The following is a 17,179-nucleotide window of genomic DNA, read 5'->3' on the forward strand; positions in this document are numbered from 1 at the left end:
GCAAATTTCCTTTACTTATGCTACAATAGGGAAAAGCATGTTGATTGGAGTAAAAAATGAAAGCAATTATTACGGTTGTTGGCAAGGATAGAACGGGGATTGTGGCAGGAGTGTCTAGCAAAATTGCAGAGCTTGGTTTGAATATTGATGATATTTCACAGACTGTTTTAGATGAATTTTTCACTATGATGGCGGTTGTTTCTAGTGAAGAAAAGAAAGATTTTACAGAATTGCGCAATGAATTTGAAGCCTTTGGCAATACACTCAATGTTAAAATTAACATTCAAAGTGCAGCGATTTTTGACGCTATGTACAATATCTAATAGAGGTGAAAAATGGATATAAAGCAAGTTACTGAAACCATTTCCATGATTGAGGAGCAAAATTTTGATATTCGGACGATTACCATGGGGATTTCACTTCTCGACTGTATTGATACGGATATTGAGCGAGCAGCAGAAAAAATTTATCAAAAGATCACAAGGAAAGCTAAAAATTTGGTGGCAGTTGGTGATGAAATAGCTGCGGAGCTGGGTATTCCCATCGTGAACAAACGTGTATCGGTGACCCCGATTTCCTTGATTGGTGCTGCGACAGATAGTGATAACTATGTGCTTCTAGCAAAAGCGCTGGATCGAGCAGCAAAAGAAATCGGTGTTGATTTTATCGGTGGTTTTTCTGCACTGGTGCAAAAGGGCTATCAAAAAGGGGACGAAATCCTCATCCGCTCCATTTCGCGAGCTTTAGCGGAGACTGATAAGGTTTGCTCATCTGTTAATATTGGATCCACCAAGTCAGGAATCAATATGACAGCAGTTGCAGATATGGGACGTGTCATCAAGGAAACTGCAGAACTTTCTGACATGGGGGCAGCGAAATTAGTTGTTTTTGCCAATGCGGTCGAGGATAATCCTTTTATGGCGGGTGCTTTTCATGGCGTTGGCGAAGCTGATGTCGTCATCAATGTAGGCGTTTCTGGTCCTGGTGTCGTCAAACGTGCCCTTGAAAAAGTTCGTGGCGAAAGTTTTGATGTAGTGGCGGAAACAGTCAAGAAAACAGCTTTTAAAATCACTCGGATCGGTCAGCTTGTCGGACAGATGGCTAGTGAGCGGCTGGGTGTTAAATTCGGGATTGTTGATTTAAGCTTGGCGCCAACACCTGCTGTCGGCGACTCTGTTGCCCGTGTTCTGGAAGAAATGGGCTTGGAAACAGTCGGTACGCATGGAACGACGGCAGCTTTGGCTTTGCTTAATGACCAAGTCAAAAAAGGTGGCGTAATGGCTTGCAATCAAGTCGGCGGTTTGTCTGGTGCTTTCATTCCAGTTTCAGAAGACGAGGGGATGATTGCAGCGGTTCAAAACGGATCTCTCAATTTAGAAAAATTAGAGGCAATGACCGCGATCTGCTCGGTTGGATTGGATATGATTGCCATTCCGGCTGACACGCCTTCTGAAACGATTGCAGCTATGATTGCAGACGAAGCCGCTATTGGGGTTATCAATCAGAAAACAACAGCGGTACGGATTATTCCTAAAGGAAAAGAAGGCGACATGATTGAGTTTGGAGGTCTTTTAGGGACTGCGCCAGTGATGAGAGTCAATAAAGCTTCATCAGCTGATTTTATTGCGCGTGGTGGACAAATTCCAGCACCGATTCATAGTTTTAAAAATTAAAATGAGAGTGGGACAGAAATCAGTAGTTTCGTAGAAACTTGATTTCATCGTCCCACCTCTGCACGGTTGAGTAGGGTTGTAAAAGTTGATTTATCAACGTGTTAGAGTCCACTCAGCCACTGCGTCTTATAATTATGACTATATAAGCAAAGGAAGCTGAGCACTTTTGTCCCAGCTTCTTCTTTTGAAAAGGAGATTGAAATGGCAAAAACGAAGTTATATATTATTCGTCATGGAAAAACGATGTTTAATACAATTGGTCGGGCACAAGGTTGGAGTGATACGCCACTTACAGCTGAAGGGGAACGTGGCATTCATGAATTAGGAATTGGTCTGCGAGAATCAGGACTTACATTTACAAGGGCTTTTTCTAGCGATTCTGGGCGGACGATTCAGACCATGGGGATTGTCCTTGAAGAGCTCGGCTTAACCGGCAAAATTCCTTATACCTTTGACAAATGGATTCGTGAATGGTGTTTTGGCAGTTTTGACGGTGCTTATGGTGGCGATCTGTTTCATGGCGTGATTCCACGAGTGCTGGATGTAGAAGACTATAAGAAACTAACCTTGCAGGAATTGGCAGACGGTCTAGTCGAAGTGGATACAGCTGGCTGGGCAGAGCCTTGGGAAAAGCTGAGTGGACGTATTTTAGAAGGTTTTACAGCCATTGCAAAAGATGTAGAGGCTTCTGGCGGGGGCAATGCTCTTGTCGTCAGCCACAGTATGACAATCGGTGCCTTTGCTTGTTTGATTGATCCGTCTATTATTTTAAATCCTGGCGTACAAAATGGCAGTGTAACGGTCGTGGAATATGAAAATGGAAAATTCACCATTGAAGCGTTAGGAGATATGTCTTATCGCCAAGTAGGTGCTAAGATATTGGAAGAATAGAAATAATCATAACAACGGGAATGTGAGAAAAGTTATTTTTTACGAATGGTGACGTTTATCTTACTCCCGATTTTTCTTTCATTCTTAAATGCTTCTCTGCAAAAAATGATATAATATAGTAAGAAAAACGGAGGTAAAATATGGCAAAAACAAGATTATACATTGTTCGCCATGGGAAAACCATGTTTAATACCATCGGTCGGGCGCAAGGCTGGTCTGATACGCCTTTGACCGCTGTGGGAGAACGTGGAATTCGTGAGCTAGGAATTGGACTTCGCGAGTCGGGGCTACAATTTGCAAAAGCTTTTTCTAGCGATAGCGGGCGGACGATTCAAACCATGGGAATTATGCTAGAGGAACTCGGATTAACCGGACGCATTCCTTATCGCACAGACAAACGACTTCGCGAATGGTGTTTTGGCAGTTTTGATGGAGCTTATGATGGTGAATTGTTTATGGGAGTGATGCCTCGTGTTTTCAATGTAGAGCATGTTCATCAATTGAGTTATCCTGAGTTGGCTGAGGGTCTGGTAGAGGTTGATACAGCTGGTTGGGCTGAAAGCTGGGAAAAATTGAGTAGCCGCATTTGGGAAGGATTTTCAGATATTGCCAAGGAAATCGAAGCTGCTGGTGGTGGCAATGCACTGATTGTTAGCCACGGTATGACCATTGGAACATTTGTGTACCTCATTGACCAAACAAGACCACATGGTTTAGACAATGGTAGTGTGACCGTCATTGAATACGAGACTGGTCGCTTCACAGTTGATTGCATCGGAGATATGTCTTACCGCACTGTTGGCAAAAAATATTTGGATGACGGTGAGCAAGATTAGTTTTTAGTAGTGCAATTCGTGTGAATTTGCTGCGGTTTTATTTAACATTGAGGAAAGCTTAAGATTTATAACATCTTCTATAAGATATTTTGTAGGTCCTCGGACCGATTTTTAGCACTCTTGCAAAAAGAGTGCTAATTTTTTGAGTTTTTGTCTTGACTTTGGTGTGGAAGAGTGTATAATAGAATCATGAGTTAGCACTCGGGTGTTTAGAGTGCTAAACAAAAAATCTCATATTCCAGCTCAAAGCTGAAAGGGGTGATGTCATGGTAACGGAACGTCAGAATGAGATTTTAAACTTGATCATTGACATCTTTACAAAGACCCATGAGCCAGTCGGCTCCAAATCCCTACAAGAATCAATCCAGTCTAGCAGCGCGACGATTCGTAATGACATGGCTGTTCTTGAAAAACAAGGTCTTTTAGAAAAAGCACATACATCAAGCGGGCGCAAACCCAGTGTGGCAGGTTTTCAATACTTTGTCAAACACTCCCTTTCCTTTGATCATCTTGCTGAAAATGAACTCTACGAAGTGATCAAGGCATTTGACCGTGAATTCTTCAAATTAGAGGATGTTCTTCAACAGGCAGCGGACGTTCTTTCAACGTTAAGTGGATGTACGGTGGTAGCACTTGATGTAGAACCAAGTCAACAACGCTTGACGGCTTTTGACATTGTGATTCTCAGCCAGCATACAGCTTTAGCAGTCTTTACTTTGGATGAGTCCAATACGATTACCAGTCAATTCATGATTCCCCGTAATTTCTTGCGAAGTGATTTGATTCAGCTGAAGGAATTGATACAAGAGCGTTTCTTAGGACAGACAGTTCTTGATATTCACTATAAGATTCGGACAGAGATTCCACAAATTATCCAGCGTTATTTTACAACGACCGATAATGTTATGGATCTTTTCGAGCATATCTTTAGTGATATTTTCAAAGAAAATGTCATTGTATCTGGTAAGGTGAAGTTGCTGAATTTTTCAGATCTAAAGAGTTATCAATTCTTTGATCAACCGCAAAAAGTGGCTTTTGAAATTCGAGATAGTTTAGCTGAAGATCAAATGCAGACGGTGCGCGTGGCAGACAGCAGAGAAAGCAGTCTGGCGAATTTGACGCTCATCTCTAGCAAATTTCTCATTCCTTACCGAGGATTTGGTATGCTAGCGGTCATTGGACCAGTCAATTTAGATTATCAGCGAGTTGTCAGTCAACTCAATGTTGTCAATCGCGTTTTAACGATGAAGCTCACAGATTTTTATAGATATCTGAGTAGCAATCATTATGAAGTGCATTAAGGCGACAGAGCTGATAGTTATAGATAGAAAAATACTTAAAATACCATAAGGAGGTGCCTAGTGGCAGAAGAAAAACAGCAAGAAGAAGCAAAAAAAGAGGACGTTTCGGTAGAAGAAACGTCTGAAGAAACAACAGAGGTAGCTCCTGAGAAGTCCGAATTGGACTTGGCAAATGAGCGTGCAGACGAATTTGAAAACAAATATCTTCGTGCAGCTGCTGAAATGCAAAATATTCAGCGCCGAGCAAATGAAGAGCGTCAGCAATTGCAGAAATATCGTAGCCAAGACTTAGGGAAAGCAATCCTTCCTTCGTTGGACAACTTAGAACGCGCCTTGGCTGTTGAGGGATTGACTGAGGATGTCAAAAAAGGCCTGGAAATGGTTCAAGAAAGCTTGATTGCCGCTCTTAAAGATGAAGGAATTGAAGAAGTTCCGACAGACGGTGAATTTGATCACAACTTCCATATGGCTATTCAGACGGTGCCGGCAGATGATGATCACCCAGCTGGAAGCATCGCACAAGTCTTCCAAAAGGGCTACAAACTCCATGAACGTCTCCTAAGACCAGCTATGGTAGTAGTAGCAGAATAAAAAATCTCGTCCGAAACGACGGTAAACTATGAAGAAAGAAAATATATTTTCGCTCTGCTAAACCGTGAGCGAAGCGAACAATTGGCGATACTCCTCGCTGTGGCGCTCTCTGCACAAACTTTAATAAAGAGATTGACTTAGTCAAGCTCTGATGGTGTCGCCACTTAAGAAGAGTATCAAAAAAGAAATTCTAAATAAAGAGGAAAAAATAATGAGCAAAATTATTGGTATTGATTTAGGTACAACAAATTCAGCAGTTGCAGTTCTTGAAGGAACTGAAAGCAAAATTATCGCAAATCCAGAAGGTAACCGTACAACACCATCAGTTGTGTCTTTCAAAAACGGTGAAATCATCGTTGGTGACGCAGCAAAACGTCAAGCAGTGACAAACCCTGATACGATTATCTCCATTAAATCAAAAATGGGCACTTCTGAAAAAGTTTCAGCAAATGGAAAAGAATATACTCCACAAGAAATCTCAGCTATGATTCTTCAATACTTGAAAGGCTATGCTGAAGATTACCTTGGTGAAAAAGTAACCAAAGCAGTTATCACAGTTCCTGCTTACTTCAACGATGCGCAACGTCAAGCAACCAAAGACGCTGGTAAAATCGCTGGTCTTGAAGTAGAACGGATTGTCAACGAACCAACAGCAGCGGCTCTTGCTTATGGTTTGGATAAGACAGATAAAGAAGAAAAAATCCTTGTATTTGACCTTGGTGGTGGTACATTTGACGTGTCAGTCCTTGAATTAGGCGACGGTGTCTTTGATGTGTTAGCTACTGCAGGGGACAACAAACTCGGTGGTGACGACTTTGACCAAAAGATTATCGACCACTTGGTAGCAGAATTCAAGAAAGAAAATGGTATTGACTTGTCAACTGACAAGATGGCTCTTCAACGTTTGAAAGATGCGGCTGAAAAAGCTAAGAAAGACCTTTCTGGTGTAACGTCTACTCAAATCAGCTTGCCATTCATCACTGCGGGAGAAGCTGGACCTCTCCACTTAGAAATGACCTTGACACGTGCGAAATTTGATGACTTGACTCGTGAGCTTGTGGATCGCACAAAAGAACCTGTTCGTCGTGCATTGTCTGACGCTGGTCTTAGCTTGTCAGAAATTGATGAAGTTATTCTTGTTGGTGGTTCAACACGTATCCCAGCCGTTGTGGAAGCAGTAAAAGCTGAAACTGGTAAAGAACCAAACAAATCTGTAAACCCTGACGAAGTGGTTGCTATGGGTGCTGCTATCCAAGGTGGTGTGATTACTGGTGATGTTAAAGACGTTGTCCTTTTGGACGTAACACCGTTGTCACTTGGTATCGAAACTATGGGTGGTGTATTTACAAAACTTATTGACCGCAACACAACTATCCCAACTTCTAAATCACAAGTGTTCTCAACTGCTGCTGATAACCAACCAGCTGTGGATATCCATGTTCTTCAAGGTGAACGCCCAATGGCAGCAGATAACAAGACACTTGGACGTTTCCAATTGACAGACATTCCTGCTGCACCTCGTGGTATCCCTCAAATTGAAGTAACATTTGATATTGACAAAAACGGTATCGTGTCTGTTAAGGCTAAAGACCTTGGTACGCAAAAAGAACAACATATCGTTATCCAATCGAACTCAGGTTTGACAGATGAAGAAATTGACCGCATGATGAAAGATGCAGAAGCAAACGCCGAAGCAGATAAAAAACGTAAAGAAGAAGTAGATCTTCGCAACGAAGTGGATCAAGCTATCTTTGCGACTGAAAAGACTATCAAAGAAACAGAAGGCAAAGGCTTTGATGCAGAACGTGACGCTGCTCAAGCTGCTCTTGATGAATTGAAAAAAGCCCAAGAAAACAACAACTTGGATGACATGAAATCAAAACTTGAAGCCCTCAATGAAAAAGCTCAAGCCCTCGCTGTGAAACTTTACGAACAAGCGGCTGCAGTCCAACAAGCTCAAGCAGGAGCAGAAGGAGCAAGTCAAACAAATACAGACGACAACAAAGGTGATGATGTCGTAGACGGTGAGTTTACTGAGAAATAAGACGCCAAAGCAAAATGGCTACTCGAAGCAGTTCATCTGCTAACGCTTGCCACTATAAGGCGGTCGAGCTAGGCGGCTTACTAGCTCGAAAACAAAGAAAAAATCGTCTTTGTCTTTTCCCGTCGTAACGATGAGATGGGAGTGCCTCAGGAAAATCCTAAGACCTCCTTTGTCACATCTTGGAAAGAACGATTGCGGATTATATTTTAGTGCTTGCTCAATCTTACTTGTAGCCGATTTGTAACAGATAAATTCAGGGGTTGATAAACCAACCTCTGTTTTTGGATAATGGAATCTTAGAATTGAACCTGCCCTAAAAAAGTTCGTTCTGTTAAATTAAAACGAAAGGAAAGTGTTCGTAACTGAACACGGGCTACGGACTGTGCCAAAAAGATAGTTTTTCCTAGAATCTCTGGCTTCTTCGTCAAAACTCCTATTTTGGCTGTGCCCACTTAACGCCCTTTGTATCTTATATTATGAATAATACAGAATTTTACGACCGTTTAGGCGTTTCAAAAAACGCATCTCAGGATGAGATTAAGAAAGCCTATCGGAAATTATCAAAAAAATATCATCCAGACATCAATAAAGAACCGGGTGCTGAAGAGAAATACAAAGAAGTCCAAGAGGCTTATGAAACCTTGAGTGATGAGCAAAAACGGGCAGCCTATGATCAATATGGTGCTGCGGGTGCTAATGGAGGCTTCGGCGGTGGAGCTGGCGGTTTTGGTGGCTTTGACGGTTCTAGCTTTGGTGGCTTTGAAGATATTTTCTCTAGCTTCTTTGGTGGAGGTGGTGCAAGTCGCAATCCCAACGCACCTCGTCAAGGGGATGATCTGCAATATCGGGTCAACCTTAAGTTTGAAGAAGCGATTTTTGGTACAGATAAAGAAATTAAATACAATCGTGAGGCGACTTGCCATACTTGTCACGGTTCGGGTGCGAAACCAGGAACTAGCCCAATAACTTGTAGTCGTTGTCACGGATCTGGTGTCATCAATGTGGACACGCAAACTCCACTTGGCATGATGCGTCGTCAAGTCACTTGTGATGTCTGCCATGGGCGCGGACAAGAAATCAAAGACCCTTGTCAAACCTGCAATGGGACAGGGCATGAAAAACAAGCCCATAGTGTTCATGTGAAAATCCCTGCAGGTGTTGAAACTGGTCAACAAGTTCGTTTGTCTGGTCAAGGTGAGGCTGGTTTCAATGGTGGACCGTACGGAGATCTATATGTTGTCGTTCAGGTGGAGTCAAGTGATAAATTTGAGCGAGATGGCTCTACCATTTATTACAAACTGAACCTCAACTTTGTTCAAGCAGCCTTAGGTGATAGCGTTGAAATTCCGACTGTTCACGGAGATGTGGAATTAACCATTCCAGAAGGAACGCAAACAGGCAAACGATTCCGTCTTCGTGGAAAAGGAGCGCCAAGTCTTCGTGGTGGTAGCATGGGAGACCAATATGTCACGGTCAACGTTGTGACACCGACAGGACTTAATGACAAACAAAAAGCAGCATTGAAAGATTTTGCTGCTGCTGGAAATATAACCGTTACTCCTAAAAAGAAAGGCTTCTTTGATAAAATGAAAGATGCCTTTGAAGGAGAATAAAATAAATGGGGATCAGTTTTTCTGTTCTCCATTTTTTGTAATGATATGCTGTATTCCCATATCTAATCCTTTTAAAATCTGTGGAATGAAGGTTGGAAATACCCTGTGGTTTTCTAATTCTTGAATAGGAATCCAGTGAACTGTTTCGTCCTCTATTTGACTTTGGAATTGTTTTCCTTTTGGTTTCATAAGATAGTATAGGCAAATTTCATGGCAATCTAACCCTCTTAAGACACCGTTTGAATTTGAAAAGAAATTTTCGTGAAAGCAGACCAAGCGGTCAATTTCATATTGCTGTCCAGTTTCTTCTATAACCTCTCGAAGAACAGCTTCTTCGGTTGTTTCGCCAAATTGAACAGCTCCACCAACGGAGTAATGATAGTCTTCGGAAGGACTGCTCATGAAGCAAATAGCTCCCTCTTCAATAATGATAGCGGCTGCTCGATAGCGAAAGCGTTGATGCCCGTTTGTGTAACTAATATCTTCTGCCATTTGGCTCCTCCTTAGCTAATTAAGTGTATAGTCTTTTGTCAGTCTTGTCAAGCCCAATCTGTACCCAGACAGTTTTGTTTTTACAGTCTTGCGAGGGGCTTTTTTTCTTGTTACAATAAACACATGACACGATATAAAGCGATTATTTCTTATGACGGTCATGATTTTGCTGGTTTTCAGCGGCAACCTCATGCTCGCAGCGTCCAAGAAGAGATTGAAAAGACTTTAACTAAAATCAATAGAGGAAAGCCTGTCATCGTTCATGGAGCTGGACGCACAGACAGTGGCGTTCATGCTTTGGGGCAGGTAATTCATTTTAATTTACCACAAAAAAGGGATGAAGAAAAACTACGTTTCGCACTTGATACGCAGACACCAGAAGACATTGATTTTATTAGCGTAGAAGAGGTGAATGAAGATTTTCATTCAAGATATTGTAAACACAGCAAGACCTATGAATTTATAGTGGATATTGGGCGTCCTAAAAATCCTATGATGCGCCATTATGCAACCCATTTTCCTTATCTTTTGGACATTTCTTTAATGAAAAATGCTATTGCAAAGCTCGAAGGAACTCACGATTTTACGGGTTTCACAGCTTCAGGGACTAGTGTGGAAAATAAAGTTCGGACGATTACAGAAGCACGCTTAGACTTTGATGAGAAACGTAATTTTCTGATTTTTACTTTTTCTGGCAATGGATTTTTATATAAGCAAATCCGCAATATGGTCGGGACATTGCTGAAGATTGGCAACGGACGAATGCCAGTTGAGCAGATTGATAGAATTTTAACAGAGAAAAATCGTCATTTGGCTGGACCAACAGCAGCACCAAACGGACTTTATCTAAAGGAGATACGATATGAAGAATAACTTTATTTTAGCTATATCAGGAAATGATATTTTTAGTGGTGGCGGACTGCATGCTGATTTAGCAACCTACACGGTCAACCAACTGCATGGTTTTGTGGCGGTGACTTGCTTGACCGCTATGACAGAGCAAGGTTTTGAGGTTGTTCCTGTAGACACGACCGTCTTTGCTCAGCAGCTCAATTCTCTCAAGGATGTACCTTTCTCAGCTATTAAATTGGGGCTTTTGCCCAATGTAGAAGTGGCAGATTTGGCTTTAGATTTTGTGAAAGCTCATGCAGAGACTCCTGTTGTGTTAGACCCTGTCTTAGTTTGCAAGGAAACCCATGATGTGGAGGTTTCGGCACTTCGAGATGAACTGATTAAATTTTTTCCTTACGTAAGCATCGTCACGCCCAACTTACCAGAAGCCGAACTGTTAGTTCAAAAAGAGTTGCAAACATTGGAGGATGTCAAAGAAGCGGCTAAACTTCTCCATTCCTTGGGTGCTAAATCCGTTGTTATCAAAGGAGGAAATCGCTTAGATGCTCAAAAAGCGATAGATGTTTTTTATGACGGCGAACAATTTCAAATTTTGGAATCACCTGTTTTAGAAAACAATAACACGGGTGCTGGCTGCACCTTTGCTTCTAGCATTGCCAGTCAGCTATTACTAGGAAAATCAACTTTTGAAGCTGTTCAAATTTCCAAAAAATTTGTTTATCAAGCTATCCAACATTCAGATCAATATGGGGTTGTTCAATATGAAAAAAAATCAGACATATAAACTTGTTCTTTTGTCCATGATTGCTGCATTGACAGTTGTTTTGGGCTATTATTTGAAAATTCCAACACCAACGGGGATTTTAACTTTCCTTGATGCAGGAATTTTCTTTACCGCCTTTTATTTTGGTAGAAAAGAAGGAGCAATTGTTGGTGGTTTAGCCGGATTTCTTATTGATTTGATTTCGGGTTATCCTCAGTGGATGTTTTTCAGCCTGATTTTTCATGGTCTACAAGGCTATTTTGCAGGTTTTAAAGAAAAAAGTCGCTATCTTGGTTTAGTATTGGCGACGCTTGTTATGGTAGGAGGTTATGCTCTCGCTTCCACGATTATGCATGGTTGGGGAGCAGCTTTTCCAGAAATATTTCCTAACTTTTGCCAAAATACCTTAGGAATGATTGCCGGAGCTATTTTGAATAAATTGTTGGCAGATGTTTTGAAAAAATAAAGTAAATAAGGGGCGTTGTGCCCTTTTTACTTTTAAGAATTTCAGTTTGTAAAAGCGATAAAAATCATTTATAATACAATTAAAAAGAGGTGAAATCATGGATTTACAAGAATTGAAAATACAAACACAAATCATTTTAACAGATGTTTTAGAAAAATCAGCTCTTTCTTCCGGTGATATTTTTGTACTGGGCTTGTCTTCCAGTGAGGTGATTGGAGGGCATATTGGAAAAAATTCCAGTCAAGAAGTGGGAGAAGTTATTGTCAAAACTATGTTGGATACGTTGTCAGTTCGCGGAATTTACTTGGCGGTTCAGGGCTGTGAACATGTGAATCGCGCTTTGGTCGTGGAGAAAGAATTGGCGCAAAAACAAAACCTGGAAATTGTCAATGTCTTGCCAACTCTTCATGCTGGTGGAAGTGGTCAATTAGCAGCTTTTAAATATATGAGCAACCCAGTTGAAGTGGAATTTATTACGGCTCAAGCGGGGCTAGATATCGGAGATACAGCGATTGGTATGCATATCAAACATGTCCAAATCCCAGTTCGACCAATTTTGAGAGAATTAGGAGAAGCGCATGTGACTGCTCTTGCCAGTCGCCCTAAGCTAATCGGTGGAGTACGTGCTGCTTACCAAAAGGATAAAATTCGGAAAGCATAAAGAGAAAAATAAACAAGTTGATGGAAAATCATTAAATTTTCATTAGAAAATTTGTGAATTAACGTGTATTTATGGTATAATTGATTGTATTCAATAAATTTTAAGGAGAAATGACAGAATGTCTGTATCATTTGAAAACAAAGAAACAAATCGCGGAGTTTTGACATTTACAATCAGTCAAGAACAAATCAAGCCAGAATTGGATCGCGTGTTTAACTCAGTTAAGAAAACTCTGAATGTACCAGGTTTCCGTAAAGGTCATCTTCCTCGTCTGGTGTTTAACCAAAAATTTGGGGAAGAAGCTCTTTACCAAGACACACTGAACGCCCTTCTCCCAGCTGCTTATGAAGCTGCTGTTAAAGAAGCAGAAATTGAAGTTGTTGCTCAACCACAATTTGATGTGGCGTCTATGGAAAAAGGTCAAGATTGGACTATTACCGCTGAAGTGGTTACAAAACCTGAAGTAAAATTAGGTGAATATAAAAATCTAGAAGTGTCTGTTGATGTCTCTAAAGAAGTATCTGACGCAGATGTAGACGCAAAAATTGAACGCGAACGCAACAATTTAGCAGAGCTAGTATTGAAAGAAGACAAGGCTGCTAATGGCGACACAGTTGTGATTGACTTTGTTGGAACAGTTGACGGCGTTGAATTTGACGGCGGTAAAGGAGATAACTTCTCACTTGAACTCGGAAGCGGTCAATTCATTCCGGGTTTTGAGGATCAATTGGTTGGACATGCTGCTGGTGAAACAGTAGAAGTAAACGTGACATTCCCAGAAGACTATCAAGCAACAGACCTTGCAGGTAAAGATGCTAAGTTTGTTACAACCATTCATGAAGTCAAAGAAAAAGAAGTTCCAGAACTAGATGATGAACTAGCGAAAGACATTGATGAAGATGTTGAGACACTTGACGAATTAAAAGAAAAATACCGCAAAGAATTAGCTGAATCAAAAGAAATTGCTTTTGATGACGCAGTCGAATCTGCAGCGCTTGATCTTGCAGTAGAAAATGCAGAAATCGTTGAGTTGCCAGAAGAAATGGTTCACGAAGAAGTTCACCGCTCTGTAAATGAATTCCTTGGAAACATGCAACGTCAAGGTATTTCACCAGATATGTATTTCCAAATTACTGGTACAACGCAAGAAGATCTTCACAAGCAACATGAAGCTGATGCTGAAAAACGTACTAAGACAAACCTTGTGATTGAAGCTGTTGCGAAAGCAGAAGGATTTGAAGCAAGTGATGAAGATATTGAAGCAGAAATTGCTTCTCTTGCCGCTGATTACAATATGGAAGTAGAACGCGTTCATCAACTTCTTTCAGCAGATATGTTGAAACATGATATTGTGATTAAAAAAGCCGTTGAATTGATTACAAGTACTGCAAAAGTAAAATAATCGAGCGATAACATAAGGCAAGTTCAGTCAGAGAATTGGCTGAATTGCCTTTTTGCTTCTTTTTATATAAAAGCGGAAGTCATTTTGGTAAAAATGGTGATTTTCTTGAATAGAAGATAAAATTCTTTTGACGAAAGAAGATTTTTATCGTACAATAAAAAGTAGCGAAAAATTCAATAAATTAAATATTTGAGAGCTAACAGGGCAGAAGCCCTCAGACTTAAAAGGAGATCGACTTTGGAATTAGAAGTATTTGCTGGACAAGAAAAAAGTGAACTTTCTATGATTGAAGTAGCGCGTGCTATCTTAGAAACGCGTGGTCGTCATCATGAAATGTATTTTAATGATCTTGTCAATGAAATTCAAAATTACCTTGAAAAATCAAATAGTGATATTCGTGAAGCCTTGCCACTTTTTTATACAGAGCTAAATGTAGACGGCAGTTTCATTCCTCTTGGAGATAACAAATGGGGCTTGCGTTCATGGTATGCGATTGACGAGGTGGATGAAGAAATTATCACACTTGAAGAAGATGATGAAGAAACTCCGAAGAAACGGAAGAAGAAACGTGTGAACGCCTTTATGGACGGAGATGAAGATGCCATTGATTACAATGACGATGATCCAGAAGATGAAGACTCATACGAAGCAGACCCTGCCCTTAATTATGACGAGGACAATCCGGACGACGAGAAGAGTGAAGTTGAAGCGTATGATGCTGAAATCAATGAAATTGCACCTGATGATTTAGGTGAAGAAGTCGAACTCAATGAAGAGGACGAAGATTATTCTGACGATGAAGTAGATGGAGAAGATGAAGAATAGTCAAATTTAATGATATATTCTTATTTTCTTATTTGACAAAAGTTTTATTCTGCGATATTATAATATTGGGCACTTCTTTTAAGAAGTCGAAGCTCCCTAGCTCTAGGGAGCTATTTTTGTTTTGCTATTCATGAACACGTCTTAAAAAGCAATGGACGTTGTATTTTAGATAAGGAGTATTTATGGCAACAAAATATATTTTTGTTACAGGTGGTGTAGTTAGTTCAATCGGTAAAGGGATTGTGGCAGCAAGTCTTGGTCGTCTTTTGAAAAATCGTGGTCTTAAGGTAACCATTCAAAAGTTTGACCCCTATATCAATATTGACCCAGGAACGATGAGTCCTTACCAACACGGGGAAGTGTTCGTGACAGACGATGGCGCAGAAACAGACTTAGATCTAGGACACTATGAACGTTTTATTGACATTAACCTAAATAAATATTCAAATGTCACAACTGGTAAGATTTATAGTGAAGTTCTTCGAAAAGAGCGTAAAGGTGAGTACCTTGGAGCAACAGTTCAAGTCATTCCACACATTACAGATGCTTTGAAAGAAAAGATTAAACGCGCTGCAACGACAACCGACTCTGATGTGATTATCACAGAAGTAGGAGGAACTGTTGGAGATATTGAAAGTTTGCCATTCTTAGAAGCACTTCGTCAAATGAAGGCAGATGTTGGTGCAGATAATGTGATGTATATCCACACGACATTGCTTCCTTATCTGAAAGCTGCTGGGGAAATGAAAACGAAGCCCACTCAGCATTCTGTAAAAGAATTGCGTGGTCTTGGAATTCAACCGAATATGCTTGTTATTCGTACTGAAAAACCGGCTGGCCAAAATATTAAGAACAAATTGGCACAATTTTGTGATGTAGCACCAGAAGCAGTGATTGAGTCGCTAGATGTGGAACATTTGTATCAAATTCCGCTGAATTTGCAAGCACAAAACATGGACCAAATCGTTTGTGATCACTTGAAGTTGGACGTGCCAGAAGCAGATATGACAGATTGGTCTGCTATGGTTGATAAAGTCATGAACTTGAAGAAACAAGTAAAAATTGCGCTTGTTGGGAAATATGTGGAGTTGCCAGATGCGTATATCTCTGTTGTAGAAGCTCTCAAGCACTCTGGTTATGCCAATGATGCAGAAATCAAGCTGAATTGGGTCAATGCAAATGATGTCACAACTGAAAATGTCACCGAATTGTTGAAAGATGCAGACGGTATTATTGTGCCGGGGGGATTTGGTCATCGCGGAACCGAAGGAAAGATTGCGACCATTCAATATGCGCGTGAAAATGATGTGCCAATGCTTGGAATTTGCCTTGGTATGCAGTTGACTTGTGTTGAGTTTGCTCGCCATGTGCTAGGATTTGAAGATGCTAATTCTTCAGAATTAAATCCTGATACGAAGCATCCTGTTATTGATTTGATGCGTGATCAGATTGATGTAGAAGATATGGGAGGAACGCTTCGCTTAGGACTTTATCCGTCTAAGTTGAAACGTGGTTCCAAAGCCGCTGCAGCTTATGATAATCAAGAAGTTGTTCAGCGTCGTCACCGCCACCGTTACGAATTTAACAATGAATTCCGTCAACAATTTGAAGACGCAGGATTTGTCTTCTCAGGAGTTTCACCTGATAATCGTCTGGTAGAAATTGTTGAAATTCCAGAAAATCAATTCTTTGTGGCTTGTCAATATCACCCAGAATTATCCAGCCGCCCTAATCGTCCAGAAGGACTTTACACAGCTTTTGTTACAGCTGCGGTTGAAAATAGTGAGAAATAAGATTGGAAGCAATTCCAGTCTTTTTAGCATTTCTCATAGGAGAAAAATTTGTCAATATGAATGAAAGACAGCATTTTAAAACTAAAGTAAGAAATTTTCTCCTAAAAATGATACAATTTGAATAGTTGATGAGCTCAATAAATAATGAAACGGAGGTGGATCATGATGAAGTTTATACTGAATGAAAGTCTCGCAATGCTTGGGATTAAAAATGTGGTTATTGGCATCGCTAAAAATGTAGATCCACATGCACCTTTACCTGCTTCATTTTTGAAAAAGCAAAAAGAGATGGAAAAGTGGGCATTGAATTGCGATATAGATGAGGTGTCTGATACTCCAGTTATTCAAGGCTACAAGGATTTGTTGCAAAGTGTCGGACGTAGTGTCAAGAAGAATCCTCCTACCGTTTTGGCGCTTATTCGGAATATTCGACATCGTGGATCCATCCCGAATATTAATAGTATTATTGATATTTATAATGTTGAATCTTTACATTCTTTATTAGCCATCGGTGGGCATGATTTGGATAAAATAGAGGAGCAGATAGAGTTTACTGTTAGCCAAAATGAAGACGTTTTTCTGCCGATTTTATCTACGAAAAAACATGTTTCTCCCACGGATTACATCTATCGTGACAAAAAAGGTATTCTAGCGTGGTTGGACGTTCGTGATGGAGAACATTATAAATTTGATGATGAGACAAAGAATGCCATTTTTATCATTCAAGGAAATGCTCATACATCTGTTGAAATGCGTTTAGAAGCACTGAAGCGCATTGAGAACGATTTAGCAGAATGTATGCCGAATCTGGATTTTGAAACGTATGTCATTCACCCAGAGGGGAAATAACCTAAAAAGCAATGTATCCATCAATAGGATACGAGAAGTGAGTCCGTTGTTTGAAAGCATTTCGGCTCACAACAACGTTTTTTGTTGAAAGATTTGTTTGAAAATTCTTTACTTTTTATGAAGATAT

Annotated in this window: 17 protein-coding genes; 16 read left to right on the forward strand and 1 reads right to left on the reverse strand. The window is 40.4% G+C overall.

Annotated elements, in window-relative coordinates; genetic code table 11:
- Positions 1-56: 56 nt before the first annotated feature.
- The 8 genes from HMPREF2933_RS00795 (at position 57) to dnaJ (ending at position 8,949) form a co-directional block, all read left to right on the forward strand.
- Positions 57-323 (forward strand): ACT domain-containing protein, encoded by a 267-nt coding sequence (locus HMPREF2933_RS00795; protein ID WP_003026213.1) that lies wholly within the window; start codon positions 57-59, stop codon positions 321-323.
- A 12-nt stretch (positions 324-335) separates the two neighbouring features.
- The gene (locus HMPREF2933_RS00800) at positions 336-1,673 is read left to right on the forward strand and encodes a PFL family protein (protein WP_024052716.1); all 1,338 of its coding nucleotides are present in this window, start codon (positions 336-338) and stop codon (positions 1,671-1,673) included.
- Between the two features lie 201 nt (positions 1,674-1,874).
- Positions 1,875-2,564 (forward strand): histidine phosphatase family protein, encoded by a 690-nt coding sequence (locus tag HMPREF2933_RS00805; RefSeq protein ID WP_024052715.1) that lies wholly within the window; start codon positions 1,875-1,877, stop codon positions 2,562-2,564.
- A gap of 140 nt (positions 2,565-2,704) precedes the next feature.
- Positions 2,705-3,400: a histidine phosphatase family protein gene (locus HMPREF2933_RS00810; protein WP_024052714.1), complete on the forward strand. Its 696-nt coding sequence runs from the start codon at positions 2,705-2,707 to the stop codon at positions 3,398-3,400.
- 266 nt (positions 3,401-3,666) lie between these two features.
- Positions 3,667-4,701 carry a heat-inducible transcriptional repressor HrcA gene (hrcA, locus tag HMPREF2933_RS00815; RefSeq protein ID WP_024052713.1) on the forward strand — a complete coding sequence of 345 codons (1,035 nt, stop codon included), beginning with the start codon at positions 3,667-3,669 and terminating at the stop codon, positions 4,699-4,701.
- Positions 4,702-4,761: 60 nt separating this feature from the next.
- Positions 4,762-5,292: a nucleotide exchange factor GrpE gene (grpE, locus tag HMPREF2933_RS00820; protein WP_003026205.1), complete on the forward strand. Its 531-nt coding sequence runs from the start codon at positions 4,762-4,764 to the stop codon at positions 5,290-5,292.
- 211 nt (positions 5,293-5,503) lie between these two features.
- Entirely contained in the window at positions 5,504-7,336 is a 1,833-nt protein-coding gene (gene dnaK, locus HMPREF2933_RS00825) for a molecular chaperone DnaK (protein ID WP_024052712.1), read from the forward strand.
- Positions 7,337-7,812: 476 nt separating this feature from the next.
- A complete protein-coding gene (dnaJ, locus tag HMPREF2933_RS00830) occupies positions 7,813-8,949 on the forward strand; it encodes a molecular chaperone DnaJ (protein ID WP_024052711.1) in 1,137 nt (378 codons plus the stop codon).
- Positions 8,950-8,961: 12 nt separating this feature from the next.
- Here dnaJ and HMPREF2933_RS00835 read toward each other — a convergent pair whose 3' ends face one another.
- Positions 8,962-9,441, reverse strand: a complete 480-nt coding sequence (locus tag HMPREF2933_RS00835; protein ID WP_070241968.1) for an NUDIX hydrolase — start codon at positions 9,439-9,441, stop codon at positions 8,962-8,964.
- 123 nt (positions 9,442-9,564) lie between these two features.
- Between HMPREF2933_RS00835 and truA the strand changes: the two genes are divergently transcribed.
- The 8 genes from truA to HMPREF2933_RS00875 all read left to right on the forward strand — a co-directional run bounded on the left by truA (position 9,565) and on the right by HMPREF2933_RS00875 (position 17,052).
- Complete coding sequence (truA, locus tag HMPREF2933_RS00840; RefSeq protein WP_024052709.1) at positions 9,565-10,314, forward strand: tRNA pseudouridine(38-40) synthase TruA; 750 nt, start codon at positions 9,565-9,567, stop codon at positions 10,312-10,314.
- Entirely contained in the window at positions 10,304-11,077 is a 774-nt protein-coding gene (locus HMPREF2933_RS00845; RefSeq protein WP_024052708.1) for a bifunctional hydroxymethylpyrimidine kinase/phosphomethylpyrimidine kinase, read from the forward strand. The genes truA and HMPREF2933_RS00845 overlap by 11 nt, the downstream gene beginning before the upstream one ends.
- Positions 11,055-11,522: an ECF transporter S component gene (locus HMPREF2933_RS00850; protein ID WP_042754123.1), complete on the forward strand. Its 468-nt coding sequence runs from the start codon at positions 11,055-11,057 to the stop codon at positions 11,520-11,522. The genes HMPREF2933_RS00845 and HMPREF2933_RS00850 overlap by 23 nt, the downstream gene beginning before the upstream one ends.
- 97 nt (positions 11,523-11,619) lie before the next feature.
- Entirely contained in the window at positions 11,620-12,183 is a 564-nt protein-coding gene (locus HMPREF2933_RS00855) for a TIGR01440 family protein (RefSeq protein ID WP_024052706.1), read from the forward strand.
- Between the two features lie 118 nt (positions 12,184-12,301).
- On the forward strand, positions 12,302-13,585 hold the full coding sequence (gene tig, locus HMPREF2933_RS00860) for a trigger factor (RefSeq protein ID WP_024052705.1): 1,284 nt from the start codon (positions 12,302-12,304) through the stop codon (positions 13,583-13,585).
- Positions 13,586-13,822: 237 nt separating this feature from the next.
- Positions 13,823-14,410, forward strand: coding sequence for a DNA-directed RNA polymerase subunit delta (gene rpoE / locus HMPREF2933_RS00865; RefSeq protein ID WP_003035581.1), 588 nt, complete (start codon positions 13,823-13,825; stop codon positions 14,408-14,410).
- Positions 14,411-14,592: 182 nt separating this feature from the next.
- Positions 14,593-16,203: a CTP synthase gene (locus tag HMPREF2933_RS00870; protein WP_024052704.1), complete on the forward strand. Its 1,611-nt coding sequence runs from the start codon at positions 14,593-14,595 to the stop codon at positions 16,201-16,203.
- A gap of 162 nt (positions 16,204-16,365) precedes the next feature.
- Positions 16,366-17,052, forward strand: a complete 687-nt coding sequence (locus HMPREF2933_RS00875; protein ID WP_070241965.1) for a B3/B4 domain-containing protein — start codon at positions 16,366-16,368, stop codon at positions 17,050-17,052.
- The last annotated feature ends 127 nt before the right edge of the window (positions 17,053-17,179 follow it).

It is taken from the genome of Streptococcus sp. HMSC066F10 (assembly GCF_001813805.1).
Lineage (GTDB): Bacteria > Bacillota > Bacilli > Lactobacillales > Streptococcaceae > Streptococcus > Streptococcus vaginalis.

What these genes read in the sequence shown, in the direction of transcription:
- HMPREF2933_RS00850 (WP_042754123.1), top strand. Translation starts at nt 11,055, where the DNA reads ATGAAAAAAAATCAGACATATAAACTTGTTCTTTTGTCCATGATTGCT.
- dnaK (WP_024052712.1), top strand. Translation starts at nt 5,504, where the DNA reads ATGAGCAAAATTATTGGTATTGATTTAGGTACAACAAATTCAGCAGTT.
- truA (WP_024052709.1), top strand. Translation starts at nt 9,565, where the DNA reads ATGACACGATATAAAGCGATTATTTCTTATGACGGTCATGATTTTGCT.
- dnaJ (WP_024052711.1), top strand. Translation starts at nt 7,813, where the DNA reads ATGAATAATACAGAATTTTACGACCGTTTAGGCGTTTCAAAAAACGCA.
- HMPREF2933_RS00875 (WP_070241965.1), top strand. Translation starts at nt 16,366, where the DNA reads ATGATGAAGTTTATACTGAATGAAAGTCTCGCAATGCTTGGGATTAAA.
- HMPREF2933_RS00855 (WP_024052706.1), top strand. Translation starts at nt 11,620, where the DNA reads ATGGATTTACAAGAATTGAAAATACAAACACAAATCATTTTAACAGAT.
- HMPREF2933_RS00805 (WP_024052715.1), top strand. Translation starts at nt 1,875, where the DNA reads ATGGCAAAAACGAAGTTATATATTATTCGTCATGGAAAAACGATGTTT.
- tig (WP_024052705.1), top strand. Translation starts at nt 12,302, where the DNA reads ATGTCTGTATCATTTGAAAACAAAGAAACAAATCGCGGAGTTTTGACA.
- HMPREF2933_RS00870 (WP_024052704.1), top strand. Translation starts at nt 14,593, where the DNA reads ATGGCAACAAAATATATTTTTGTTACAGGTGGTGTAGTTAGTTCAATC.
- HMPREF2933_RS00835 (WP_070241968.1), bottom strand. Translation starts at nt 9,441, where the DNA reads ATGGCAGAAGATATTAGTTACACAAACGGGCATCAACGCTTTCGCTAT.
- hrcA (WP_024052713.1), top strand. Translation starts at nt 3,667, where the DNA reads ATGGTAACGGAACGTCAGAATGAGATTTTAAACTTGATCATTGACATC.
- HMPREF2933_RS00845 (WP_024052708.1), top strand. Translation starts at nt 10,304, where the DNA reads ATGAAGAATAACTTTATTTTAGCTATATCAGGAAATGATATTTTTAGT.
- HMPREF2933_RS00800 (WP_024052716.1), top strand. Translation starts at nt 336, where the DNA reads ATGGATATAAAGCAAGTTACTGAAACCATTTCCATGATTGAGGAGCAA.
- HMPREF2933_RS00810 (WP_024052714.1), top strand. Translation starts at nt 2,705, where the DNA reads ATGGCAAAAACAAGATTATACATTGTTCGCCATGGGAAAACCATGTTT.
- HMPREF2933_RS00795 (WP_003026213.1), top strand. Translation starts at nt 57, where the DNA reads ATGAAAGCAATTATTACGGTTGTTGGCAAGGATAGAACGGGGATTGTG.